General features: G+C 64.1%; 30 protein-coding genes. 14 read left to right on the forward strand and 16 right to left on the reverse strand.

Annotated features, from left to right (window positions below; translation table 11 throughout):
* Nucleotides 1-66 precede the first annotated feature (66 nt).
* On the forward strand, nucleotides 67-336 hold the full coding sequence (locus tag NKI32_RS21840) for a CopG family ribbon-helix-helix protein (RefSeq protein ID WP_023684527.1): 270 nt from the start codon (nucleotides 67-69) through the stop codon (nucleotides 334-336).
* A complete protein-coding gene (locus tag NKI32_RS21845) occupies nucleotides 333-641 on the forward strand; it encodes a type II toxin-antitoxin system RelE/ParE family toxin (protein WP_353003569.1) in 309 nt (102 codons plus the stop codon). Before NKI32_RS21840 ends, NKI32_RS21845 begins: the two co-directional genes overlap by 4 nt.
* Here the strand turns inward: NKI32_RS21845 and NKI32_RS21850 are convergent.
* From NKI32_RS21850 to NKI32_RS21885, 8 genes are all read right to left on the reverse strand, one after another.
* On the reverse strand, nucleotides 638-1102 hold the full coding sequence (locus NKI32_RS21850; protein ID WP_023670181.1) for a cytochrome c-type biogenesis protein: 465 nt from the start codon (nucleotides 1100-1102) through the stop codon (nucleotides 638-640). The genes NKI32_RS21845 and NKI32_RS21850 overlap by 4 nt on opposite strands.
* Nucleotides 1099-3090: a heme lyase CcmF/NrfE family subunit gene (locus tag NKI32_RS21855; protein WP_353003571.1), complete on the reverse strand. Its 1992-nt coding sequence runs from the start codon at nucleotides 3088-3090 to the stop codon at nucleotides 1099-1101. The genes NKI32_RS21850 and NKI32_RS21855 overlap by 4 nt, the downstream gene beginning before the upstream one ends.
* A complete protein-coding gene (ccmE, locus tag NKI32_RS21860; protein WP_023670179.1) occupies nucleotides 3090-3533 on the reverse strand; it encodes a cytochrome c maturation protein CcmE in 444 nt (147 codons plus the stop codon). Before ccmE ends, NKI32_RS21855 begins: the two co-directional genes overlap by 1 nt.
* A gap of 3 nt (nucleotides 3534-3536) precedes the next feature.
* A complete protein-coding gene (gene ccmI, locus NKI32_RS21865) occupies nucleotides 3537-4691 on the reverse strand; it encodes a c-type cytochrome biogenesis protein CcmI (protein WP_353003573.1) in 1155 nt (384 codons plus the stop codon).
* Between the two features lie 85 nt (nucleotides 4692-4776).
* Nucleotides 4777-5220 (reverse strand): RT0821/Lpp0805 family surface protein, encoded by a 444-nt coding sequence (locus NKI32_RS21870; RefSeq protein WP_023742652.1) that lies wholly within the window; start codon nucleotides 5218-5220, stop codon nucleotides 4777-4779.
* A 174-nt stretch (nucleotides 5221-5394) separates the two neighbouring features.
* Nucleotides 5395-6813: an ATP-binding protein gene (locus NKI32_RS21875; protein ID WP_023702189.1), complete on the reverse strand. Its 1419-nt coding sequence runs from the start codon at nucleotides 6811-6813 to the stop codon at nucleotides 5395-5397.
* Entirely contained in the window at nucleotides 6797-7462 is a 666-nt protein-coding gene (locus tag NKI32_RS21880) for a response regulator transcription factor (protein ID WP_023670175.1), read from the reverse strand. The genes NKI32_RS21875 and NKI32_RS21880 overlap by 17 nt, the downstream gene beginning before the upstream one ends.
* An 82-nt stretch (nucleotides 7463-7544) precedes the next feature.
* The gene (locus tag NKI32_RS21885) at nucleotides 7545-7805 is read right to left on the reverse strand and encodes a hypothetical protein (RefSeq protein ID WP_023670174.1); all 261 of its coding nucleotides are present in this window, start codon (nucleotides 7803-7805) and stop codon (nucleotides 7545-7547) included.
* 279 nt (nucleotides 7806-8084) lie between these two features.
* Between NKI32_RS21885 and NKI32_RS21890 the strand changes: the two genes are divergently transcribed.
* Entirely contained in the window at nucleotides 8085-8471 is a 387-nt protein-coding gene (locus NKI32_RS21890) for an ester cyclase (protein ID WP_023684533.1), read from the forward strand.
* A gap of 6 nt (nucleotides 8472-8477) precedes the next feature.
* On the opposite strand, the gene NKI32_RS21895 is transcribed toward NKI32_RS21890, so the two are convergent.
* Complete coding sequence (locus NKI32_RS21895; RefSeq protein ID WP_023670173.1) at nucleotides 8478-8885, reverse strand: DUF3168 domain-containing protein; 408 nt, start codon at nucleotides 8883-8885, stop codon at nucleotides 8478-8480.
* Nucleotides 8886-9102: 217 nt separating this feature from the next.
* Here NKI32_RS21895 and NKI32_RS21900 point away from each other — a divergent pair, with 217 nt between their 5' ends.
* Nucleotides 9103-9312, forward strand: coding sequence for a hypothetical protein (locus NKI32_RS21900; RefSeq protein WP_023692810.1), 210 nt, complete (start codon nucleotides 9103-9105; stop codon nucleotides 9310-9312).
* A 7-nt stretch (nucleotides 9313-9319) separates the two neighbouring features.
* Nucleotides 9320-9511, forward strand: coding sequence for a hypothetical protein (locus NKI32_RS21905; protein WP_023670171.1), 192 nt, complete (start codon nucleotides 9320-9322; stop codon nucleotides 9509-9511).
* A gap of 42 nt (nucleotides 9512-9553) precedes the next feature.
* On the opposite strand, the gene NKI32_RS21910 is transcribed toward NKI32_RS21905, so the two are convergent.
* Nucleotides 9554-9820 carry a DUF1488 family protein gene (locus NKI32_RS21910; RefSeq protein WP_023698579.1) on the reverse strand — a complete coding sequence of 89 codons (267 nt, stop codon included), beginning with the start codon at nucleotides 9818-9820 and terminating at the stop codon, nucleotides 9554-9556.
* On the reverse strand, nucleotides 9817-10080 hold the full coding sequence (locus NKI32_RS21915) for a hypothetical protein (protein ID WP_023670169.1): 264 nt from the start codon (nucleotides 10078-10080) through the stop codon (nucleotides 9817-9819). Before NKI32_RS21915 ends, NKI32_RS21910 begins: the two co-directional genes overlap by 4 nt.
* 246 nt (nucleotides 10081-10326) lie before the next feature.
* On the opposite strand from NKI32_RS21915, the gene NKI32_RS21920 reads away from it, so the two are divergent.
* From NKI32_RS21920 to NKI32_RS21930, 3 genes are all read left to right on the forward strand, one after another.
* Nucleotides 10327-10689: a co-chaperone GroES gene (locus NKI32_RS21920; RefSeq protein WP_023698577.1), complete on the forward strand. Its 363-nt coding sequence runs from the start codon at nucleotides 10327-10329 to the stop codon at nucleotides 10687-10689.
* 64 nt (nucleotides 10690-10753) lie between these two features.
* A complete protein-coding gene (gene groL / locus NKI32_RS21925) occupies nucleotides 10754-12382 on the forward strand; it encodes a chaperonin GroEL (RefSeq protein ID WP_023684537.1) in 1629 nt (542 codons plus the stop codon).
* A 136-nt stretch (nucleotides 12383-12518) separates the two neighbouring features.
* The gene (locus NKI32_RS21930; RefSeq protein WP_023698576.1) at nucleotides 12519-12683 is read left to right on the forward strand and encodes a hypothetical protein; all 165 of its coding nucleotides are present in this window, start codon (nucleotides 12519-12521) and stop codon (nucleotides 12681-12683) included.
* A gap of 12 nt (nucleotides 12684-12695) precedes the next feature.
* Here NKI32_RS21930 and NKI32_RS21935 read toward each other — a convergent pair whose 3' ends face one another.
* Together NKI32_RS21935 and NKI32_RS21940 are read right to left on the reverse strand one after the other, a co-directional pair.
* The gene (locus NKI32_RS21935) at nucleotides 12696-14249 is read right to left on the reverse strand and encodes a trimethylamine methyltransferase family protein (RefSeq protein ID WP_353003575.1); all 1554 of its coding nucleotides are present in this window, start codon (nucleotides 14247-14249) and stop codon (nucleotides 12696-12698) included.
* Nucleotides 14231-14536 carry a glycine cleavage T C-terminal barrel domain-containing protein gene (locus tag NKI32_RS21940; RefSeq protein WP_023727644.1) on the reverse strand — a complete coding sequence of 102 codons (306 nt, stop codon included), beginning with the start codon at nucleotides 14534-14536 and terminating at the stop codon, nucleotides 14231-14233. Before NKI32_RS21940 ends, NKI32_RS21935 begins: the two co-directional genes overlap by 19 nt.
* Before the next feature lie 127 nt (nucleotides 14537-14663).
* Here NKI32_RS21940 and NKI32_RS21945 point away from each other — a divergent pair, with 127 nt between their 5' ends.
* From NKI32_RS21945 to NKI32_RS21960, 4 genes are all read left to right on the forward strand, one after another.
* Nucleotides 14664-16823 carry a transglycosylase domain-containing protein gene (locus tag NKI32_RS21945; RefSeq protein WP_353003577.1) on the forward strand — a complete coding sequence of 720 codons (2160 nt, stop codon included), beginning with the start codon at nucleotides 14664-14666 and terminating at the stop codon, nucleotides 16821-16823.
* A 73-nt stretch (nucleotides 16824-16896) separates the two neighbouring features.
* A complete protein-coding gene (locus NKI32_RS21950) occupies nucleotides 16897-17481 on the forward strand; it encodes a DUF1214 domain-containing protein (protein WP_023670163.1) in 585 nt (194 codons plus the stop codon).
* Nucleotides 17474-18022 (forward strand): DUF1254 domain-containing protein, encoded by a 549-nt coding sequence (locus tag NKI32_RS21955; protein ID WP_023702197.1) that lies wholly within the window; start codon nucleotides 17474-17476, stop codon nucleotides 18020-18022. Before NKI32_RS21950 ends, NKI32_RS21955 begins: the two co-directional genes overlap by 8 nt.
* A 396-nt stretch (nucleotides 18023-18418) precedes the next feature.
* Nucleotides 18419-19429: a hypothetical protein gene (locus NKI32_RS21960; protein WP_353003579.1), complete on the forward strand. Its 1011-nt coding sequence runs from the start codon at nucleotides 18419-18421 to the stop codon at nucleotides 19427-19429.
* On the opposite strand, the gene NKI32_RS21965 is transcribed toward NKI32_RS21960, so the two are convergent.
* The 3 genes from NKI32_RS21965 to NKI32_RS21975 all read right to left on the reverse strand — a co-directional run bounded on the left by NKI32_RS21965 (nucleotide 19416) and on the right by NKI32_RS21975 (nucleotide 22345).
* The gene (locus NKI32_RS21965) at nucleotides 19416-19763 is read right to left on the reverse strand and encodes a DUF1491 family protein (RefSeq protein WP_023698568.1); all 348 of its coding nucleotides are present in this window, start codon (nucleotides 19761-19763) and stop codon (nucleotides 19416-19418) included. The two genes, NKI32_RS21960 and NKI32_RS21965, sit on opposite strands and share 14 nt — an antisense overlap.
* A gap of 73 nt (nucleotides 19764-19836) precedes the next feature.
* Nucleotides 19837-20625 carry a peptidoglycan-binding domain-containing protein gene (locus tag NKI32_RS21970; RefSeq protein WP_023821060.1) on the reverse strand — a complete coding sequence of 263 codons (789 nt, stop codon included), beginning with the start codon at nucleotides 20623-20625 and terminating at the stop codon, nucleotides 19837-19839.
* Complete coding sequence (locus NKI32_RS21975) at nucleotides 20600-22345, reverse strand: ATP-binding protein (RefSeq protein WP_353003611.1); 1746 nt, start codon at nucleotides 22343-22345, stop codon at nucleotides 20600-20602. The genes NKI32_RS21970 and NKI32_RS21975 overlap by 26 nt, the downstream gene beginning before the upstream one ends.
* 531 nt (nucleotides 22346-22876) lie before the next feature.
* Between NKI32_RS21975 and NKI32_RS21980 the strand changes: the two genes are divergently transcribed.
* On the forward strand, nucleotides 22877-23245 hold the full coding sequence (locus NKI32_RS21980) for a DUF5330 domain-containing protein (protein WP_023684546.1): 369 nt from the start codon (nucleotides 22877-22879) through the stop codon (nucleotides 23243-23245).
* Nucleotides 23246-23361: 116 nt separating this feature from the next.
* Nucleotides 23362-23790: a SufE family protein gene (locus NKI32_RS21985; RefSeq protein ID WP_023673679.1), complete on the forward strand. Its 429-nt coding sequence runs from the start codon at nucleotides 23362-23364 to the stop codon at nucleotides 23788-23790.
* Nucleotides 23791-23910 lie beyond the last annotated feature (120 nt).

Consider the following 23910-nt stretch of genomic DNA (forward strand, 5'->3'; position numbering starts at 1 on the left):
ACAAATCGCTTGGTTGCGCTCGCCTGCTGCCCTATGGTGTACACAACTCAGCACAAGGCTTTCACAATGACAGCAAGCACCACCATGACCATTCGAGTCTCGTCCGAGACCAAGCTGAAGCTGGAGCAGATCGCTACCGATACCAGGCGTAGTAAATCGTTCCTCGCCGCCGAGGCGGTCTCAGCCTATGTCGATCGCGAGCTGGATATCATCGAAGGCATAAAACGTGGCATGGCCGACGCAGAGGCTGGCCGTGTCGTGCCCCACGACGACGCCATGGCGGAGCTCGACGCGGTGATCGAAGCAGCGAAAGCCAGGCGCGCAGGCAAGGCGTGAAGCGGTTCGTCACCTGGTCGCGAGAAGCGCTGGACGATCTCACGCAGCAAGTTGCCTTTATCGCTCAGGACAATCCTGCCGCCGCCCGACGCCTCGCGGACCGTATCCGTGAAATGGGCCGGGGCCTTGGTGATATGGCGACGGGCCGACCTGGCCGGGTAACAGGCACTTATGAGAAGCCCATCGGCCGCCTGCCCTACATCATTGCCTATGAATTGCGCCTGGTCGCCGGCCGTCAGAGCATTGTTATCCTGCGCGCCATCCACACGTCGCGGGACTGGCCTTTGGAGGAATGGCCGAGCTAGTCGCTCAGCATCTTGTCCAGCGCCGCCTGTTCCTCGGCGCTCAGCGCCTTGGTTGCCAACGAGCGGCGGGAGCGTGTGGTCAGCACAATGAAAATGCCGCCGACCAGAAGCAGAAGCACCGGCGTGCCCCACAGCAAGGCGTTGCGCGGGCTGAAGCGCGGCTTCAACAGCACGAACTCGCCGTAGCGCGACACGATATAGTCCATCACCTGCTGGTCGGTATCGCCGGCAACCAGGCGCTGGCGCACCAGGATGCGCAGGTCGCGGGCGAGGTCTGCATCGGATTCGTCGATGGACTGGTTCTGGCAGACCATGCAGCGCAGGCCTTCCGACAGCAGCCGCGCCCTCGCCTCGAGCGCCGGATCGGTGAGAACCTCGTCCGGTTTCACCGCTTGCGCCGCGCCGGCAAACAGCAGCGCCAGAAGCAGGGTGAGCGAGGCCAACGAGAACCTGGTGCTCACGGCGCGCCTGCCGACGGCATGGAGGCTGCCTGCTTGCGGCGGCGCGAGGGTGCGCCAACCCGCAGGCGACGGTCGAGCAGCGACATTGCGGCTCCCGCCATCATCACCAGAGCTCCGCCCCAGATCAGCGTCACCAGCGGCTTCCACCACAGGCGCACCACGACGGATCCATCGGTGCCTTCATCGCCCAGCGACAGATAGAGCTGGCTGAAGCCGATCGTCTCGATGCCGGATTCGGTCGTCGTCGTCTGCCGCACCGGAAAGAAGCGCTTGGCCGAGGTGATCTCGGCTGAAACGCCGCCACCGGCGCCGATCAGGGAAAAGCGGCCGCGCTGCTCGCTGTAATTCGGACCCTGCGCCGGGAAGAGGCCGTCGAAACGCAGCGTGTGGCCGGAGAGTTCGACGCTCTCGCCGGCATGCATCGACAGTATCCTTTCGGTGCCGAAGCACAGCGTGCCGACAATGCCGAGCGTCGTCAGCCCGAGGCCGAGATGGGCAAGTGCAGTGCCGAACACCGAACGCGGCAGGCCGGCGAAACGGCGCAGCATGATGGCGGGCGACACATTGCCAAAGCCGGACTTGACGGCGAGGTCGGTAAGCGCGCCGCAGACCAGCCAGCAGGCGAGGCCGACACCAAGGGCGGCGAACACCGACGCGCCGTCGATGAACAGCCCCGTGACCAGCATCGCCAGGAGAGCGGCGCCGAAAGCCGCCATCAGGCGCTGAGCGACGGCATAGAGGTCGCCGCGCTTCCAGGCTAGCAGCGGCCCGAACGGAACCACGACCAGCAGCGGCACCATCAGCGGGCCGAATGTCAGGTTGAAGAAGGGGGCGCCGACTGAGATCTTGCCGGCCGAAAGCGCTTCGACCGCCAGCGGATAGAGCGTGCCGACCAGCACGGTGGCCGTGGCCGTGGTCAGGAACAGATTGTTGAGGACGAGTGCGCCTTCGCGCGAGATCGGGTGGAACAGGCCGCCGGCCGTCAGCCGCGAGGCGCGCAGCGCAAACAGGGCCAGCGAGCCGCCGATGAACAGCGTCAAAATGCACAGGATGAAGATGCCGCGGGTCGGATCGGTGGCGAAAGCATGCACCGAGGTCAGCACGCCGGAGCGCACCAGGAAGGTGCCGAGCAGCGACAGCGAGAAGGTGAGGATGGCAAGCAGCAGCGTCCAGATCTTGAGCGCCGAACGCTTCTCCATGACGATCGCCGAATGCAGAAGAGCCGTGCCGGCCAGCCACGGCATAAAGGAGGCGTTTTCGACCGGATCCCAGAACCAGAAGCCGCCCCAGCCGAGCTCGTAGTAGGCCCAGTAGGAGCCCATCGCGATGCCGCCGGTGAGGAACATCCAGGCGACCAGCGTCCACGGCCGCACCCAGCGCGCCCAGGAGGCATCGATGCGGCCTTCGATGAGGGCGGCGACCGAGAAGGAAAAGCAGATGGAGAACCCGACATAGCCGAGATAGAGCAGCGGCGGATGGATGGCGAGGCCAAGATCCTGCAGGACCGGGTTGAGATCGCGGCCCTCGATCGGCGCCGGATTGAGCCGGGTGAACGGATTGGATGTCGCCAGAATGAACAGGAAGAAGGTGGCGCCGATAGCCCCCTGCACGGCCAGCACATTGGCGCGCAGCGTCGCCGGAAGGTTGGAGCCGAAGACAGCGACCAGCGCACCGAAGAAGGTCAGGATCAGCACCCAGAGCAGCATCGAGCCTTCGTGATTGCCCCAGGTTCCGGTGATCTTGTAGATCAGCGGCTGCAGCGAATGCGAGTTTTCCCACACGCTCGCCACCGAGAAATCGGAACTTGCATAGGCGCCGGCGAGTGCTGCGAACGATAGCGCCGTGAGCGCGAAGCCTGTGACCGTGACGGGACCGCCGACAGCCATCAGCCTCTGGTTGCCGGTACGGGCGCCGATCAGCGGCACCAGCGTCTGCACCAGCGACAGCACAAAGGCGAGGACGAGCGCGAAGTGTCCGGTCTCAACCATTACTGGCTCTTGCTCTCTTGCCACACGCCCTTGGCCTTCAGCCCGTCAGCGACTTCCTTGGGCATGTAGCGCTCGTCATGCTTGGCCAGCACGCTGTCGGCGACGAAAACGCCGTCGGCGCCAAAGCTGCCTTCGGTGATGACGCCCTGCTCCTCGCGGAACAGATCGGGCAGGATGCCGGTATAGCTGACCTTGACCGATTTGTGCGTGTCGGTGACCGAGAACGCAACCGTCGCGCCCTGCCCGCGCACGACCGTGCCCTTTTCGACGAGGCCGCCGAGCCTGATGCGCTGTCCCGGCTGCAAGCTGGCGGTGGTCAGATCGGCGGGCATATAGAAATAGGAGGCCTTCTGGCCCAACGCATAGAAGGTCAGCCCGGTGGCGGCGCCGAGGAAGGCAAGACCTCCGACAATCACCGACAATCGCTTCTGCTTGCGCGTCATGTCCTACTCCGTCGCCGTCAGGCCGAGCGAGGCGGCAAAGGCGGTGAATTTCTTCGCTTCCTCACTGTCGGCGCCAAACACGGCAATACCGCGATGCAGCGCGTCGCGCGCCTGGTCGGCCTTGCCCAGCACAACATAGGAACGAATGAGCCGCATCCATCCTTCCGTGTCGCGCGGATTTTGCCGCAATTTTTCGTCGAGGCCGGCGACCATGGTTTCGATCATGGCCTGCCTGTCCTGCGGCGCCATCGACGAGGCGGCATCGACGGCTGCGGCGTCGGGGCCTTTGGCGGGCTCTCCTGACGCGACGCTGCGGTTGGCGGCCTCGGCCAGTGCCTGTTGGACAGCTCCGCGCCATGGCGAATCCTGCGGCAGGGAATCGAGCATTTTCTGCCAAGCCGTGGTTGCCTCGGGTATGTGGCCTTCCTGGGCCAGCGCCATCGCCAAATAGAACGAGGCTTTCGCGTTTCCCGGGTCGAGTTTTAGCGCCTGTTCGAAAGCGTATTGCGCATCGGCCGAAACGATGCCGCCGGCCGCATTGGCGATCGCTTCGCCGAGACCGGCCTCGCGGGCAGCCGTGTCGCCATCGAGGCGGATGGCATTGCGATAGGCGGTCACGGCATCGGGAAAGCGCTGCAGGCGCAGATAGATCGGGGCGAGCACGTCCCAGCCGCGTCCATCGCCAGGGTTGGCGGCAAGATGGGCCTCGGCGCGCGCCACCAACTCGTCGACCGAACTATCGGCCGGATTCTTGGCCAGCCGTTCGGCAAGCGGCTGCGACGGCAGATCCGGCGAGCCGAGCTGGCTGTAAAGGCCCCAGCTGAGCAGAGGGACCGCCAGTACCGCAGCCGTTGCCACCAGCCTTGCCGCCTTTGACGGCTGCCGCGTGCCAGGCGCATCGGCTTGACCGACATTGGCTTGACCAACATCTCCCAGGCGAAGGATGCGGCGGGCGATCTCAGTGCGCGCCTCCTCGGCTTCCGCCGGCTGGATCAGCCCGCGCGCGGCGTCACGCTCAAGCTCGGCCAGTTGGTCGCGATAGACTTCGAGGTCGTGGTCGCTGCTGGTCGGAGCGTCCTTGCCGCCACTGGTCAGCGGCAGCAGCACCGTCAGGCTTGCGCCTAGCGTGAGGATTGCGGCTATGACCCAGAACAGCATGGTTCTTCCAATAGAGCGAGAGCCCTGCTCTCACAACATGAGGGTGCTGCGACGCTTTGACGGGATTCCGACCCCGGCCCAATGTTCAGGTCAGCGGCGTCCAGCTGCCGTCGGCGTTGCGGCATGCGGTGCCCCGCGCGGTCTGGCCGGCCGTGCCGGTAAACACCGTATGGGTGTACTGGCGGCAATCCTGCGAGCCGACGCGGTAGGGCTGGGCCGCGACGACTTCGCCGGAATGAGCCGAACTGTCGCTCTTCCACGTCACCTTCTGGCCGCTCGCCGTATATTCGAGCGCCTTGTATTCCGCCTCGAGCGCCTTGCGCTTCTCGGTGCTGTTCAGGCCGCTGCCGATCGATCCGCCGACGAGCCCGCCGGCCATGGCCGAGATGATCGTCGTCGCGACTTTGGCCCCTGAAGGAGGCGACGCGGGGGGGGTGGTGATGGAGATATCCGGGCCACTGCCCTTGCCCAGCGTTCCGCAGCCGGAAAGAGCGAGCAGTGCGGAAACGAGCGCAACGCGAATCTTCATGCCAACAACCGGTTTTCTTGAACGGGATGCGCTGGGGGCCGCGTCATCGGGGGCGTCAGGACGTCATACTATTGACATTTGTCGGAAATTTGGCCGTTTTTAACGGCCTTTGTGCAATCGAGGGGCCGCCATAACACAGGCATTCGGCCGTGTCGATTGGCCCTGGGCAGTACATCATTGCAAGCTCCGCAAGCGCACAACCGCCTTCAGCCCGCCCATCGTGGAGCGTTCCAACGCCAGCGCCCCGCCATACTCGTTGACGAGGTCGGCAACGATGGCAAGTCCGAGCCCGGTTCCCGGCTTTGTCTCGTCGAGGCGCCGGCCGCGTTTCAAGACATCGCGGGCCTTGTCCTCGGGGATGCCGGGACCGTCATCCTCGATCGATAGCTCGAACAGGCCGGCTGCGGCCGGCGTGACGGATACGGCAACAGTGCTCTTCGCCCATTTCATCGCATTGTCGAGAAGGTTGCCGAGCAGTTCCTCCAAATCCTCGCGCTCGCCAGCAAAGACGATGTCGGCCGCCGGCAGCGTAAGCGACAGGCTGACATCAGGCTTGAGTTTTTGCAGCACGCGCACCATGCGCTGCACCAGCGGGGTCACCGGCGTGCGGTAGACGACGCTGTCGCGCTGCGCGGCGACCCGAGCCCGCTGCAGATAATGGTCGACCTGCTTCTGCATCGAGGCGGCCTGGTCGGCGATGAGCTGGCCCTTGGCGCCGCCGAGCGCCCGGCCCTCGTTGATCAAAACTGCGAGCGGCGTCTTCAGCGAATGGGCGAGGTTGCCGACCTGCGTGCGCGAGCGCTCGACGATGCGCTTGTTGTTTTCGATCAGCGCATTGGTCTCGTTGGCGAGCGGCTCGATCTCGGCGGGAAACCGGCCATCGAGCCGCTGCGCCGTGCCTTCGCGCACCTGGGCAAGCGCGTTGCGAACCCGGCGCAAGGGCTGGAGGCCGAGCAGGATAGCAATCGCATTGATGGCGATCATGCCGACGCCGAACAGGCTGAGATAGGTCAGCAATCGGCCCTGGAAGGTGGCGATCTCCTGTTCGAGCTCGGTCTTGTTGCCCATCACGCGGAAGCGCGCGGCGCGGTTCTTGGCATCGAGCACGAATTCGCTCTCGAACACTTCGAGCTGCTCGTCGCCGATACCGTCGGTGGAGTAGCTGCGCTGGAAGCTCGAATTGAACGGCACCTCGGCGACGGTCGGCGACGGGATCGTCGTGGTCATCGAGGACGAATGAAGGTTGCCGTGCACACCTTCGGAAGCCGGCTCCACCGACCAGTACCAGCCCGAATTCGGCTCCGAGAAGCGCAGGTCGCCAAGGTCGGGAGCACCGGTGAGCTGGCCGGATTCGGAAACGCCGACCGAGCCGATCAGATTGAACAGATGCGCCGACAGCAGGCTGTCGAAGCCGCGCTCGCTGGCCTGGCGGTAGAGCGTGGTGATCAGAGTGAAGATGACGATCAGGGTGAGGATCGCCCAGATCGTGGAAAAGCCGATGACGCGGAAGGCCAGCGAGCGCGGCCAGAGCCGCGCCGAAAAAGGCTTCCTTGCTGGTATGGGGAGCGGTTCCGCCTTACGCCTCCGGCTCACGCATGCGATAGCCCATGCCGCGCACGGTTTCGATCATGTCGATGCCCATCTTCTTGCGCAGCCGGCCGACAAAGACCTCGATGGTGTTGGAATCGCGGTCGAAATCCTGGTCGTAAAGATGCTCGACCAGCTCGGTGCGCGACACCACCTCGCCCATATGGTGCATCAGATAGGCCAGCAGGCGGAACTCATGCGAGGTCAGCTTCAGCGGCACGCCGTTGACATCGGCCTTGGAGGCCTTGGTGTCGAGGCGCAGCGGCCCGCAAGTGAGCTCGGACGAGGCATGGCCGGCGGCGCGGCGGATCAGCGCCCTCACCCTGGCCAGCACCTCCTCGATGTGGAACGGCTTGGTGACATAGTCGTCGGCGCCGGCATCGATGCCCGACACCTTGTCGCTCCAGCGGTCGCGCGCTGTCAGGATCAGCACCGGCATCTTGCGGCCGTTGCGGCGCCAGCGCTCGACGACGCTGATGCCGTCCATCTGCGGCAGGCCGATGTCGAGCACGACGGCATCGTAGGGCTCCGTGTCGCCGAGGAAATGCCCCTCCTCGCCGTCATAGGAGCGGTCGACGACATAGCCGGCATCGACCAGCGCGTCGGCCAGCTGCCGGTTGAGATCCTTGTCATCTTCTACGACGAGTACGCGCATGATCGGTCAGGCCTGTTGATGTGTCAGCTATAGGCCGATTCCGGTGGTCTGGGAAACGAGCCCTGCAAGAGGGAAGATTGGATCAGTTCGCCGGGACGACGATCTCGGAACGGCGCGGACGCTGGCCGTCCTTGCCCGGCACAAGCACGACGATGACGCAGACCTCCTGGCCGCCACGCGTCGTCTGCGAAGCCTTGGCCAGCGTGCCGCCATTCTGCTCGGCAACCTGCTGGCCGATCGCGTAGCAATCCGCCGCGGCTGCCGGCGTCGCTTGCGACGCCAACAGGCCGGCCGCTGTGAGCGCCAGTATCGCGGTTCTGACATGAGAGCGAAGCGTTTTCATGGTCGGCGTTGTAACGCAACTGTGCTGAACGTGAAATGAACGGTGAACGGGTGAAAATCCATCCCCGCAATACCCCCTGCGCGCGCAACGAATGAATGCGATCCTACCGCCCAGTCCCTCAGACCGGGCAATGGATTCATAACCGGAAAACCGGCTGCGCGGCTATGGTTTTTGCGCGCAGGTTCTCAATTCGCAGCCAGATTGGGAACAGGTCAAGGCGAGACCATTCTGAAGGCCGCCCTAAATAGCGCGGGAAACGCCAAATCATCGGAGGGCGCCATGACGGATAAAGACCTTGCCGACCTTTACCGGGGCTATATCGCTTGCCTGAATGCCCAGGACTGGGCGAAACTTGGAGACTTTGTCGGCGACGAGGTGCAGCACAATGGCGAAATGCTCGGCCTGTCGGGTTATCGCCGTATGCTCGAAGGCGATTTCGAGGCGATTCCCGACCTCCGCTTCAACATCGAACTGCTGGTCTGCCAGCCGCCGCGCGTGGCGGCGCGCCTGCATTTCGACTGTCATCCCAAGGGCGTGCTGTTCGGCCTGCCGGTGAACGGCAAGCGCGTGTCGTTCGCTGAGAATGTTTTCTACGAATTCGGAGAGGGTCGCATCCGCGAGGTGTGGTCAGTCATCGACAAGGCCGAGATTCAGGCGCAAATCTAGGTTGCTTCAATCACTTTGCTCGGTGAGAGCGCGTATCCGCAGCACCCCGTGGTAGAGCGCCAGGTCCTCGTCGTAGCGGGCCTCGGCGAACTCCAGGGACAGGCGGGTCTGGTCGCGCGAGCCGGTGGCGAAAGCGGCGCCGTCAAGGCGCGCCCGGATGCTGTCCATGATCAGACGCGTCTCGGCCTCGCCTTGCGCCTTCGACCAGACATGCAGCGTGATGAGCTGGTCGTCATCATTGTCGGCGCCGGTGTCCAGATCGAATGCGCTGGTCCTGCCATAGGTCACATAAGGGAAGGCGGCACTGTCGGCCGCCTGCTCGCGCAACCCGGCGCCGCCGAGCAGCGCCGTCAGCGAGGCATCGCTCTTCAATCTCATGAACAAGGCTTGCAGCAAATCGCCGGGCGCCGTCATCGTCGTCTCCGTTCGCCTGTCACGCTTTGAACAACCTCAGTTTCGCGCGCAACCTAACCGCGTTGCACGGATTTCGCCAGATGACGATCCGCCTGATGGAAGGCGGCGAATCGGGCGGCATGGCCCTTTCACGGACCGGGTTCTATTTGGCATGCGGGGAGTTTCAAGAAGGGTGTTATGAGGAGCCCTGTTTTCTCCGGCAATTCGAGGTCATTTCATGCGAACGCCACCGCTGCTGCCGGCTTTTGGAAAGCTCGGCGTCAAGCCCCCGGTCGCGATTGCGGCAGCACCCGCCCTGTCGAAGAGCACCGTGGCCCTGCGCATGCGCGAGATACTTTCAATGCATGGCGGCCTGGCCTTGAAGCTGTCGGTGGTGGCCTGGACAATCCTGATCCTGGCGGCGGCATTTTTCATGTCAAGGGCCTGATGCCGATATGGCAAACCGCTACGCGTTGCGCATGGACGAGCCCGAGAGCTGGACTATCTTCGACATCTTCACCGGCCAGCCTGTCGAGCTTAAGCAACAGGTAATGGTGGCCATGAATTTGCGGGATGCGGAAGCGATGGCCGACCGCCTGAACAGCCGGGACGTCAAGCGGCGGGCAAAAGCCGACCGCAAGTCCTGACGCACGCTGATCTCAGCCGCCCTGATGCAAGACGAACGCGCGCTAGCCGAAATCCGCGGCTGTGAGCACATAAATGCTCTTGCGGGTGCGGGCGTAGGCCTTGCTGGCAATGTCATGGATGGAGCTGGACGCGGTGTCGAAGGCCGCCAGATAGGTGGCTTCCGCGGTCGCCGTCCCTGATGGCACCTTCGAGAGGGCATCGGCTGCGACGGAGAAGGAAATCTGGAACATGCCGTCATGGCCGACAAAGCGGATGCGCTTGCCGGCCTCGTCATAGAAGCGGCTTGGATTGGGGAATGTCAGGCTCATGACGTGCCCCCCTTCGGCGCGGCGGCGGCTTTCTTGACGGTAGCCCGCTTCTTCTTCGGTGTCGGGTTCAAGGCTTCCGCGACGCGGTCGGCCTCTTCCTTGGCCAGGCGCAATTCCCTGAGCCTTGCCGTCTTGATCTCCCTGGCCCTCGCTTCGGACATGTAGTCGGAGGTTGCCTTGTTGCGCTCGGCCGTCTTCTTCTGCTTGTCCATGAAGCGGGCTTCAGCTTTTTCCATGATGCTCTGATTGCCTTCGGCCATCGCATAAATCTCCTCGTGCCTGAAATTGTGAAATCGAACTTACGATATAAATAGTCGCTTTGGCCTCGAAATTCAATTTTTCGAAATATCTAGGCGCCTCGCGACGTTTCGAACCCGGCAGACATCATAATACTTTTTAATATTTAATTTTGGCCACGAATAATTTTTGGCACTCCTATCTATCGAGTGCCAACACGCCTATAAGAACGGCGCGGTCGCCTATGCCGGCCCCAGAAAGAAGTTCTCATGAAGTTTCGGCCACTCCACGACCGCGTCGTCATCCGGCGCGCCGAAGGCGATGTCAAATCCAAGGGCGGCATCATCATTCCCGACAATGCCAAGGAAAAGCCGCAGGAAGGCGAAGTCATCGCCGTTGGGCCGGGCGCACGCGACGAAAACGGCGCGCTTGTTCCGCTCGACGTCAAGGCCGGCGACTTCATCCTGTTCGGCAAATGGTCGGGCACCGAGGTCAAGATCGACGGCGAGGACCTGCTGATCATGAAGGAAGCCGACATTATGGGCGTCATCGACAAGAGCGAGACGGCCGCTATCGGCAAGAGCGGGACGGTCGTCACCGAGAAGAGCGTCAAAGCCAAGAAGGCTGCCTGACCGGCCTGGCTTTGCCAGGCTCCGGCGAGCCGCTTGCTTCACCACACCAACGGGATTGAAAAAAATGTCTGCCAAGGAAATCAAATTCGCCACCGACGCGCGCGACCGCATGCTGCGCGGCGTCGAGATCCTCACCAATGCGGTGAAGGTCACGCTCGGCCCCAAGGGCCGCAACGTCATCATCGACAAGGCCTATGGCGCGCCGCGCATCACCAAGGACGGTGTGACGGTGGCCAAGGAAATCGAGCTTGCTGACAAGTTCGAGAACATGGGCGCGCAGATGGTGCGCGAAGTGGCTTCGAAGACCAACGACCTCGCCGGTGACGGCACCACCACCGCCACGGTGCTGGCCGCATCGATCCTGCGCGAAGGCGCCAAGCTGGTTGCCGCGGGCATGAACCCGATGGACCTCAAGCGTGGCATCGACCAGGCTGTCGCCGCCGTGGTCAAGGACATCAAGGCGAAGGCCAAGAAGGTCAAGTCGTCGGCCGAGATCGCGCAGGTCGGCACCATCGCCGCCAATGGCGATGCCAGCGTCGGCGCCATGATCGCCAAGGCGATGGACAAGGTCGGCAATGACGGCGTCATCACCGTCGAGGAGGCCAAGACCGCCGACACCGAACTCGACGTCGTCGAAGGCATGCAGTTCGACCGCGGCTATCTCTCACCCTATTTCGTCACCAATGCCGACAAGATGCGCGTCGAACTGGAAGAGCCTTACGTGCTCATCCACGAGAAGAAGCTCGGCAATCTGCAGGCGATGCTGCCGATCCTCGAAGCAGTGGTGCAGAGCGGCAGGCCGTTGCTGATCATCTCGGAAGACGTCGAAGGCGAAGCACTGGCGACGCTGGTCGTCAACAAGCTGCGCGGCGGCCTCAAGGTCGCGGCCGTCAAGGCGCCGGGCTTCGGCGATCGCCGCAAGGCGATGCTGGAAGACATCGCCGTGCTGACATCGGGCCAGATGATTTCCGAGGATCTCGGCATCAAGCTCGAAAACGTCACCATCGAGATGCTTGGCCGCGCCAAGCGCGTACTGATCGAGAAGGACACCACCACGATCATCGACGGCGCCGGCACCAAGGCGACCATCCAGGCGCGCATCGCGCAGATCAAGGGCCAGATCGAGGAGACCACGTCCGATTACGATAAGGAGAAGCTGCAGGAGCGGCTGGCCAAGCTCGCCGGCGGCGTCGCCGTGATCCGCGTCGGCGGCGTCACCGAGTCTGAAGTGAAGGAAAAGAAGGACCGCATCGACGACGCGCTGAATGCGACGCGCGCGGCGGTGGAAGAAGGCATCGTGCCCGGCGGTGGCGTGGCGCTTCTGCGCGCCAGATCGGCGCTGGCCGGGCTGACTGGCGCCAATGACGATGTGACGGCAGGCATTTCGATCGTGCTCAGGGCACTCGAAGCGCCGATCCGCCAGATCGCCGAGAATTCCGGTGTCGAAGGCTCGATCGTCGTCGGCAGGCTGTCCGACAGCAAGGACCACAATCAGGGCTTTGATGCCCAGAACGAGGTCTATGTCGACATGATCAAGGCGGGCATCGTCGATCCGGCGAAAGTGGTGCGCACCGCACTGCAGGATGCCGGCTCGATTGCAGCGCTTCTGATCACCGCCGAAGCGATGATCACCGACGTTCCGGCCAAGGATGCGGCGCCTGCGGGCGGCGGTGGCGGCATGGGCGGCTACTGACCATCGCCCGAAAATTGCCCGCCTGGGAATCTGGGCGGGCATAAATCAGAACAGGCTGCCGGGGACATTTCCCCGGCGAGCCAGGAATTTCCGTCAGTCAGTCAAGACCAGTCAGCAACGACAGGGAGATCGACAGATGATCACATTTGCCCCGAAGCCAAACGCTGTATCCGCGACCAAGCCGGCGGAGGAGAGCCGCTTCGATCGCATCCGCCGGATCGCCGCCGACAAGCACACGCAGGCCGATGCCGGGCCGATTGGCCGCGAGCCGTCGAAGACCGGCGACAAGCGGCCGATGTGACGGCTGCCAACCTCACGACATCGGCAACGCTCCGCCCTCTTCGGTGCGGCGGGCAATGAACTCGTCGAGCACATCGGATGTGGCAACGGCCGACGCCGGCGGCTGGAACTCGGCCAGCGTCCGCTTCCAGATGCCGGTGGCGCGCTCGGTGGCCGACTTCGAACCGGACTGCGTCCAGCTGCCGAAATTCGACCAGTCGGCGACCAGCGGCTCGTAGAAGGCGGTGCGGTAGCGCGTCATGGTGTGGCCGGCGGAGAAGAAATGCCCGCCCGGCTGGACTTCGGCGATCGCCTCGAAGCCGATAGAATCCTCGTCGCCGGGGGTCCTAGCGCAGAGTTCGGCAACCGTCTGCAATGCCTCGATATCGGTGATCAGCTTCTCGTAGGAGACGCTGAGGCCACCCTCCAGCCAGCCCGCGGCATGGATGCAGACGGTGGCGCCGGCAAGCACCGAGCCCCACAGCGCGAACTGCGTCTCGTGCGCCGCCTGCACATCGGAAATGTTGGCCGCACTGCCGCCGCCGGACCGCCAAGGCAGGCCGGTGAAGCGCGCCAGCTGGCCGGCGCCCAGCGTCGCCTTGACGTGCTCGGGCGTGCCGAAGGCCGGTGCGCCGGACTTCATGTCGACATTGGAGGAGAAGGATCCGTAAACCACCGGTGCGCCCGGCCGCACCATCTGCGCCAGCGCGAGACCAGCCAGCGCCTCGGCATGCTGCAGCGTCAATGCGCCGGCGACGGTGATCGGCGCCATGGCGCCGGCCAGGCAGAAGGGCGTGATGATGGACACCTGGCCGGCCTTGGCGAAGTCGATGATGCCCTGCGCCATCGGGATATCGAGCTGGCGCGGCGAATTGGTGTTAATGACGGTATAGCAATGGACGCCGGCAAGGAACTCGTCCTGCGAGAGGCCGCGCGCCAACCTGATCATCTCGAACCCGTCCTCGACCTGCGGCGTGCCACGGGCGAAGACGAAGGGAAACTTGTCCGACAGGGTCAGCTGCGCACGGTTGACGGCATAGTGGCGCAAACGGTTGTCGACATCCTGAGGCTCGATCCAGGGGCCGAGCATATGCAGCACGTCGAAATTCTGAACAAGCTTGGTCAGTTCTTCGAAAGCGGCGAGCGTGCCCGGACGCCGTCCGCGTTCGAGATCGGTGACGTTGGGCGCCCCGGCTCCGGCCAGGAACGTCATCGAGCCGAGCTCCAGCATGAGATCGCGGCTACGGTTGCCCGCCAGCGCCCGGATGGATTTCGGCGCCGAGGCCAGTGCCGCAGTGACAATATCGCGGCCGATGCGCACCATCTGGCTGTCCTCGTCGACCAGCGCACCGGCTTTGGCGTAGATCGCCCGTGCCTCCGGCAGCAGCACCTTGATGCCGAGCTCTTCCAGCACGCGCAACGCCGTGTCGTGGATGGCCGCGACCTGGTCGTCCGAAAACACCGGCTGCGGCAGGAACGGGTTCTTGAGCGAGCGATAGTTCGGGTGGCGGCTTGACCCGCTGCCGGCCTCACCGGTGTGCCCGCGCCGGCGCTCGCGCCTGGTCTCCCTTATAATGTCATCGACCATGGCCAAAACTCCTCATTGCCGCATCGCCTGCCCTCGGGGTCGTATGGCGAGGCCGGAATAATTCGCGCCGGCCGCTCGACGCCGACAATGTGCACCCAAAGCGCGGTCCCCTCCCCGGCGAATTCGTCGCCCAGCAACGTCAGCGCGACGCTTTTGCCTATTGTGTAGCCATAGCCGGCTGAGGCGACGAAGCCGACGCGCCGGCCCTTGTGCCAGACTGGCTCGAAGCCACTGGCGTCGGCATCGACGGCGTCGACCTCCAGCGTCACGATCCGGGCGGCGCTCAACAAACCGTGCGGTGTGGCCTGGCTGCCCTTGTGAGCCGGGCTGAAATGGAAGAATAGTCTTCGCCGGGTATGCCCGCCCTGAAATTGCCCGCTTGCGGTTCTCAGGTGGGTTGGGTGAGTTTCGGGAATGGCCAGTCCTTTAGAACGACGTCCAAGACGAAGAGGTCCGATCGCCGCCGCACTGCTGGCGGTGGACGCGTGGATCGATTCCTCGCTCTACGAAATCGGCTTCAAGGCCGGCCAGTTCTGGGAATCGGCGACCATTTTTTCGCGGCGCTTCCGAGTCACCGGCTGGCGACGCGGCATCATCGAGGTGCTGAGCGAAGGTTTTACGATGGGCGCCGGCGGCGTCGTCGTGCTGCTCGCACTCGCGATGCCGGCCTTCCAGATCACCACCGGCGACTGGCGCAGTCAGGGCGATTTCGCCGTCACCTTCCTCGACCGCTACGGCAACGAGATTGGCCAGCGCGGCATCATCCAGCGCGATTCCGTGCCTGTCGACGAGATGCCGGACCATGTCATCAAAGCAGTGCTGGCGACCGAGGACCGGCGCTTCTTCGAGCACTACGGCATCGACGTGCTCGGCCTGTCGCGCGCCATCTTCGAGAATGTGCGGGCCAATTCCGTCGTCCAGGGCGGCTCCAGCATCACCCAGCAGCTGGCCAAGAACCTGTTCCTGTCGAATGAGCGGACCTTCCAACGCAAGATCAAGGAAGCCTTCCTGTCGCTGTGGCTGGAGGCCAATCTGTCGAAGAAGGAGATCCTGCAGCTTTATCTCGACCGCGCCTATATGGGCGGCGGCACGTTCGGCATCGAGGCGGCGGCGGATTTCTATTTCGGCAAGAGCGTCAAGGATCTGAACCTCGCCGAGGCGGCGATGCTGGCCGGCCTGTTCAAGGCGCCGACCAAATACGCCCCGCACATCAACCTGCCCGCCGCCCGTGCTCGCGCCAATGTGGTGCTGTCGAACCTCGTCGATTCCGGTTTCATGACCGAAGGCCAGGTGCTGCAGGCAAGGCTGCATCCAGCCGAGATCGTCGACCGCGGCGAGCAGAAGAGCCCGGATTATTACCTCGACTGGGCCTTCGATGAGGTCAAGAAAATCGCCAAGCCCGGCCAGCATTCGCTGGTCGCCCACACCACTTTCGACGCCAACATCCAGAAAGCGGCGGAGGAATCCGTCGAATTCCATCTCCGCCAGTTCGGCAAGGAATACAACGTCACCGAGGGCGCCGTTGTAGTGATCGAGACCAATGGCGCGGTACGCGCCATTGTCGGCGGCCGCGACTATGGCGCAAGCCAGTTCAACCGCGCCACCAAGGCGCTGCGCCAGACCGGCTCCTCGTTCAAACCTTACGTCTACGCCACCGCCATGGAGCACGGGTTCACCCCGGACTCCGTCGTCTCAGGCGGGCCGATCAGCTGGGGCGGCTGGTCACCGCACAATTACAATGGCGGCTCGGCCGGCTATGTGACGCTGATCACGGCGATCGCCAAATCGATCAACACCGTGCCGGTACGGCTGGCCAAGGACTATCTCGGCATCGGCCCGATCAAGGCGATGGCCGAATCATTCGGCGTGGAATCGCCGCTGGAGTCGCACAAGACCATGGTGCTCGGCACATCGGGCATGACGGTCATGGACCAGGCGACGGGCTACAGCGTGTTCGCGCAGAACGGCTTCGCCGGCTCGCGGCACGGCATCACCCAGCTCGTCACCCGCACCGGCGATGTCGTCTACGACTTTGCCAAGGATGCGCCGGCGCCGCATCGGGTTCTGTCGGAACAGGCTTTGAAATACATGAACACCATGCTGGCTGCGGTGCCGGCGATCGGCACCGCGCGGCGCGCGCAGCTGCCCAACATCGTCGTCGCTGGCAAGACGGGGACGACGCAATCCTACCGCGACGCCTGGTTCGTCGGCTTCACCGGCAATTACACGGCTGCCGTCTGGCTCGGCAATGACGACTTCACCCCGACCCGCAACATGACCGGCGGCACGCTGCCGGCGATGGTGTGGCAGCGGCTGATGGTCTACGCGCACCAGAATATCGACCTGAAGCCGATCCCCGGCCTAGACAAGCCCTTCGTCGACGAAGAGATCGCGGCCAAAGCCGAGGAAGCGGAGAAGAAAAACGCCGATCAGGCAGCCGCCGATGCCGCGGCCGAGCGCCCGGCGGTGTTGTCCAGCCGCACGACACAGACGCTGCGCGAGATGACCAAGGTGTTCCAGACAGCGCCCGTGCTCGGCTCGCCGCAGACACCGGAGACCCTGTCGGCGCTTTGATTCCACAGCGCTGCTTGCTCTGTGGCCTGCCCCGCTATATCCCCGAACGATAATTCTCTCGTCCCGGTTCTTCATGCTCAAGACCGCCTTTTTCACGCTGCTTTCGCTTGCCATAGCCATCGGCCTCGGCGGCGGCAGCGTCTGGTATGCGCTGCAGGCGCAGAGCGGCGTCGGCGCGATCAGCATCGGCCAATGGACCGCCTTCCCCGAGATCGGCACGCAAGATGCCGACCCCTATTCGAAGGCGCGCGTGGCGCGCGAGGGCGTGCTGGCGCTCGGCAAGGCGGAAGGCTTGTCCTTCATCGCCGAACGCGATGCGGCCGGCGATGAGCTTCAGCGGCAATGCGACTACAGGATCGAAGGCAGTTTCCCGACCGCCCGGTTCTGGACGCTCTATGCCGCGGATCAATCGCTCGGCGTGGTCGACACCGGCAAGCCGAGGCTGGCGGCGCTGCAATCCTACCAGGTGCTGCGTCAGCCCGACAATTCGGTGATCATCGCCGTCGGCAACCGTCCGGCCCCCGGCAACTGGCTTCTGACCGAAGGTTTTGGCCGGATGTATTTCGTGCTCACCTTCTACGACACGCCGATTGCCTCAAGCACCGGCCTTTCCGACGTGTCGCTGCCCCGGATCGTCAAGGCTGGCTGCAATGCGTAGGTTGCTGCACGCCATCCTGCTCGGCCTGCTCGGCGCCGGCATCGTCCACATCGTGGTGCTTTTGCTGGTGCCGGAATTTACCGAGCGCGATGCCTGGTCACGGCTGGCGATGGCGTCCGACCTCTACAAGATGACCAGGCTGGATGCCGAGGCGGGCGGCGCGCCGGTGGTGAAGTCGGTGGATCCGCTGTTTTACGCCGCCGCCTGCCGCTTCGACCTTGCCGAAGGCGTGGTGCGGATCAAGGCGCCGGGCAGCGTGCCGTTCTGGTCGGTGTCGGTCTATGACCGCAACGGCCACAATTTCTATTCATTCAACGACCGCACGGCGACCGGCAACAAGCTGGACACCGTGGTGCTGACGCCGGCACAGATGATCGACGTGCGCAGGGAGCTTCCCGAAGACCTGCAAGGGGCGATCTTCGTCGAGGCGCCGATCGAGGAAGGCATCTTCGTCATCCGCGCCTTGGTGCCTGACGACAGCTGGAAGCCGGTTGTGTCGCAGTTCCTGGACCAGAGCTCCTGCGAACTGCAGGACTACTGACCTCACCCCGACGACCAGCAAATTCAGTGGTGCGGAACGGGCGTCCGTGGTGTGCCCGGCTGGTCCGCCGGTCGCGCCTGGCCCGCCAATGGCGGATGCTCGTAGCGGACGCCGGGAAAAATGATCACCGCCGCCGGCGTACCGGTGTCCTGAACTGCTCGATTGACTGGTGCCGATCGCGGCACGAAAGACAGTACCATGCCCATGGTTCGCGTATTCCTCTCGGTTGCCCCGGAGCACAACGCAACGCCTCCAAATGTGATTAAGGCCGGCAGAGGGTTAACGGAGCGCTAACGGATCGCGGCTAATTTGATGTTTGTTCCAGGCCTTGCGCGAAACCGACATAGTTGCGGTTGAGCATGGTCCGGGTTGTGTCGAGTGTCGGGCGTATCTTCCGTGTCAGCTTCGGATTTCAGGCAAATCGCCATACGGACGGAATCGGGAAAAGCCGAAAGGCTGTTTCGCGCCGCCGTGTCGGCGTTCTGCTCGCTGACCCGCCCGTCGCGCCGCGAGATCGCCCAGCTCGAGGATCTGACGCTGCCGCTGTTCGACAGCGTACCGGTCGAATCGCGCCGCTATGTCGCCGCCGCCCTGTCCGAATGCGAATATGTGCCGGCCGCCCTGGTGCGGCGGCTTTGCGAGGAGCCGGTCGATGTCTGCGCGCCCTTGCTCGTCCGTTCGCGGGCGCTGGGCGACATCGACCTGATCGCGTTGATCGGCCGCCACGGCCTGCCGCATGCGCGCGCCATTGCCCGCCGCAAGGATTTGAACCCGACCATCGCGCAGTTGATCAAGGCGCTGGAAAAGCCGACCCTGGTGCGCGTGCGGCAGCCCGAGCCGATCGCCGACGTGGCGGGCGCCGACGCCGAAGCCGCTGCCGCCGCTCCCAGCGCACCAAAACTGCCCGGCAGCGCCGCCGAAACCGCCAGGCGCCGCCTGCGCTCGATGATGCTCGCCGAGGGCGAGGCGACATCGGTCAATCCCTTCGTCGGCTTAGCAACTTACAGCAAGCTGCGCGAGACGGCGCTGACCGGCAAGGCCGCCTTCTTCCAGACCGCGCTTGCCGACGCGCTCGACATCGACTTCTCGACGGCGCGGTCGCTGACCGAGCATTCGAGCTATGTCTCGCTGCTCGCCGCGCTGCGGGCGCTCGACCTCAGTGAGGACAGGGCATTCCTGATCGTGGTCGCGGTTTACCCCCGGGAGTTTCCGCACCCGCAGGCGATCCGCATCTTCCTCGACCGCTACCGGCTGCTGCACCACGAGGCGGCGCTCGACAAGGTGCGCGGCTGGAAGGCCGAAACATTGTCGCGAGCGGTGCGCGGCAACACCCCTGTCGCCGCGAATGGCGACCAAGCGCCGGACGTCGACAAAGCCAGCTTAGGGGCCAGCCTCAAGGCGTCTTGACGGAGAGAAGCTCCTCGACGGAAACCGTTCCGGCCTCGATCTCGACCACCCAGATGTCGGGATCGAATTTTTTCTCCCGCTCAAGCCTGGCGTCAAGCGCGGCGGCATCGTCGCCGGCGCCGAGCAGCGTGAAAAAGCGATCATCCGGTTTGTCCGAATCGTAGCTCGTCTGCGGCGCCGGGCCGAACAGGGAGACGTCGCCCAGCCTGCCGCGGGAGAGCACGAAGACAGCGCCGGCCTCGGTCGCGCCGCGCTTGACGACGGCCGCAAAGCCGCCGGCGCCGAAGACACGGCGCAGCAGGGCCGACACCCAAAACTCGGTGGTTACGCGCATGACGAGGCTCCGGAGGACATGCGCGGCGTCTTAGCCGGATTTTCGGCTATCCGCGAGCGGTCGTCTTGACCACTCAATTGGTCAGGCCGATCTCGCGCATCTTGACGTAGACGACCTCGTCGGGCTCGCCCGTTTCCGGCAGGCCGAACAGCGACTGGAATTCCTTGATCGCCGCCTTGGTGCGGGCGCCGACGACGCCGTCGAGTTGCATGTCGTCATTGCCGAATGCCTTCAGGCCGGCCTGGATCTTGACGATGCGGGCATCGGGCGCTTGGGCGGATACCGGCGCGGAAACCGGGATGGGCGCAGGCGCGGCCTCGGGCGCGGCAACTCGAGCGACGGCCATATCCACGGGCCGCGGCAGCGGATGCGGGATGCCAGCTGTGGTCTGCTTGGCGCCGAGCTGGTCGAGCAGCACGGCGTCGATCTCACCGGAGGCCGGCAGGCCAACTTTCTGCTGGTAGGCCTGGATCGCCTTTTGGGTATTCGGCCCGGAAATGCCGTCGACCGTTCCCGTGTAGAAATCGAGATCCTTCAGGATGCCCTGGACCTGCTCGACGGTCGGGTCGCTTTTGACCGGTGCCGGGCCGGGCCGCAGGATGTTGATGGTGGTTTCGGGTTCGTCCGCGCCGGGGTGCGGAAAACCCTCGATGCTGCGGGTGGCGAAGAAGGCGCCGGCATGCGGAAACGGCTGGTACCACAGCGCGTTGGCGGAAACGTAGAACAGCGTCACCAGGAAGGCGGTCGACCCGCCGACCAGGACCGGATTGCGCGAGATCGCGCCGCCGAGCGCAATCGCGCCGGCCTCGAACGCGCCGCTGCGGCGCTTGACCGCCTTAGGCTGTTTTGCGGAGCGAGCCATTCCTGTCCCCTTTCGCGTCGCCTTTCGTCCTGGTCGCGGACATCGGCAGCACGCCGTTCCTGTCGGTCGCGCTCCTCTTCGGCCCGTTCACCGGCAGGCTGATCGTGACCGTCGTCCCCTCGCCAGGCATGCTTTCGATCGACATCGTGCCGTCGTGCAGCGCCACCAGGCCCTTGACCAGCGACAGGCCGAGCCCGGTGCCCTCGAAGCGGCGCGTATAGTCGTTCTGGACCTGCATGAACGGCTTGCCGAGATTGACAAAATCTTCCTCGGCGATGCCGATGCCGGTGTCCCTGACCCAGAAATGCAGCCGCGAGCCGATCCGCTTGGCGCCGACGACGACATCGCCGCCATCGGGCGTGAATTTGACCGCATTGGAGACGAGGTTGATCAGGATCTGCTGCACGGCACGACGGTCGGCATTGATCTCCCCGGCGTCCGGCGCAATCTGCGCCTGGAGACCGATGTTCTTGGCATTCGCCTGCAGCTGCATCATCGACTGGCACATCTCGACCGCTTCGATGAAGCGGAACGGTTCGGGCTCGGTCGCGTAGGCGCCGGCCTCGATCCTCGAGACATCAAGGATTGAGGTGACGACGGCAAGCAGATGCTGGCCCGACTCTTTCACCAGGCCGACATACTCCTTCTGGCGCGGGTCCTTGAAGCCGCCGAACATCTCATGCAGCAGCATGTCGGAAAAACCGATGATGGCGTTGAGCGGCGTCCGAAGCTCGTGGCTGACGACCGCCAGGAAGCGGCCCTTCGCCACCTCGGCCGACGCTGCGGCCTCATTGGCGGCAGCAAGCTCGTCGCGCAATTCGGCAGTCTCGTCGTTCTCGCGCAGCAGCAGGGTGAAGGTCTCCTGCTGCCCTTCGGCCCGCACCAGTTCGAGCTGGAATGGCCGGTAATTGTCGGCCGTCGAGGCGCTGCCGTCCTGCGGCAGCCTTACCCGAAGATCGAGCCGGCGCGCCAGGGCGCCATCGCGCATGTCGGCAAGCGCGCTGAGATAAGCGACGCGATCGGACAGGTGGATGCGGTCGAACAGCCCGGCGCCGAAAAGCAGTTCCGGCGGCAGCTTCAGGATGGTGCGCGCCTTGGCCGAGGCATCCAGGACCTCGCCATGCCGGGCGACATGCAGGACAACGGCGTCGATCATGTCTTCAATGCGGTCGTTTGGAAGCAGCGCGGGCTGCGCGCGTGCGGCATCGCCTAGGGCTGCGAGCCGGGGAACCAGCGTCAGGCCCCAGGCGAGCGGCAGCAGCCAGTGCCACGCCGCGACTTGCGCCCCGCCGAGCGGGACGACAGAGGCGACAAAGGGCTGCAGCAGCATTGCGGCCAAGGCCGAGAGGCCGCCCCAAAGTGCCGCGCGCTTTGAACCGCCGATCCACCAGGCCTCGAATGGCAGTGCCAGGGCCAGCAGCGCAACCGGCGACGCCAGGCCGCCTGCTGCCGCGACGGCGCCGGCAAGCGCAAGACCGCCGGCGGCAAGGGCAACCTGGGCTGCCAGCGTCATCTTGCCTGACGCCGCCACCAGCAAGGCGGCGAACCAGCAAAGACCGAAGGCGGCGAAAATGGCTGCGACGGTGACGGCGGCGCCCATGCCCGAGGTGACCAGTGTCACCGCCGCACCGGCGGCGAAGAACGGAGCGGCAAGCATGATGCCGATGAACCGGCGCTGGCGCAGGCGATCGCCCTGGCCGATGATGGCCGGATGGACCATGCGTTCGCAACCGGCCGCCAGCGCGCCAGGCAGTTCAATATATCTGGCAGTTGTCAAACTCAACGCACTCGCACCCGGTCGTGACTGCCCTGCTTTGCAGGTCGCTTTTGCTTGTTTGAAACTCGCATCCAGCGTTTAAGGAATGAATAAGGCTGACCGGAACAACGAGCGCGCTGCGGCAAAAATTGGAGCGCCGGCACCGGAATGCACCGCCATTTGTGGCCATAGTAAACGGAGCGTTATGTGCAAAGGGCGTGCCCGTGGCTGCGAAACCCTGAGCCGGCATGCCTGCTCTTCTGAAGATATCCATGCGCAACAATCGCTTAGATGGTTACTGCAAGGTTAAGAAAATTGCCGGCATTTGAGGCTAATGCACTGCAAAACGCCTCGCTTCGAATTTGCCTAAAATTTGAGGAAAATTTTCGCTGAGCAAGAAAGCCGTCCTTTGCGCCTCATGTGCCATTGTCGCTGATATAAAGAGGTCATTGCGCATGGACGCATGATCCGGTCATTGGACGAGAGGGCAGATCGATGGGCTTTTTGATAAGAATGGCGTTCTGGTTTTCGCTGGTGTTGCTGGCGCTGCCGCTGACCGTCGGCCCCGACGAGGATGGCCGCGAGAGCGTCGGGCCGTTCCAGGCGCTTTTTGCGGCGCGCGAAGCGGTCGGCGACATCGCGGGCATTTGCGAGCGCAAGCCGGACGTCTGCGAAACCGGCAAGTCGGCGATGCATACGATCAGCGCCCGGGCCAAGGAAACCGCCAAGATCGCCGCCGCCATGCTGGACGACAAGAGCGCCGAGACCTCGCCCGATACATCGCTGGCCACCGGCAGCGTCGCCAAGGACATCGTGCTGCCGGCGACAGTCAACATACCTGCCAAGCTGGTGGCGAAGAACTAAACACCGTTTCAGCTGTATCTACAGCGACACCGCAGGCCGGTCGGACCTCTCGATGCCTGCGGTGCTTTTCTTCTTTTTCCGTGACGCCGCAGCCGCGGATGACTATATCCCGAGCAATGGCCACGACGATCCAGACGATCCGCGACGACTTCTCCCTGCTCGACGAGTGGGAAGACCGCTATCGCTATGTGATCGAGCTCGGCGAAGCGCTGCCGCCATTTCCCGACGCCGAACGCAACGCCGCCAACAAGGTGCCGGGCTGCGTCAGCCAGGTCTGGCTGACCACGAGCCGAGCGCCGGGCGCCGATCCGGTCATCACCTTCACAGGCGATTCAGACGCTCATATCGTGCGCGGTCTGGTCGCCATCATGCTGGCGCTGTTTTCGGGACGGACTGCCAGCCAGATCCTTGAAACGGACGCAGAGGCGACGCTGAGGTCGCTTGGCCTCGACGAACATCTGTCGCCGCAGCGGGCCAATGGCCTGCGCTCGATGGTCAAGCGCGTCAAGCGGGACGCCGAGATGGCTCTCAAGCAGACTGCTTGATTGCTCTATCTTCTCTTCTTTCGACGCAATTCCAAGGGAAAGCGCTCGGCAGTTTTCCTGGAATTGTTCTAGAAACAAAAACGGCGCCGTAAGGGGCGCCGTTGATCTTGTCCATTGGAG

It is taken from the genome of Mesorhizobium sp. M0761 (genome assembly GCF_040320205.1).
Lineage (GTDB): Bacteria > Pseudomonadota > Alphaproteobacteria > Rhizobiales > Rhizobiaceae > Mesorhizobium.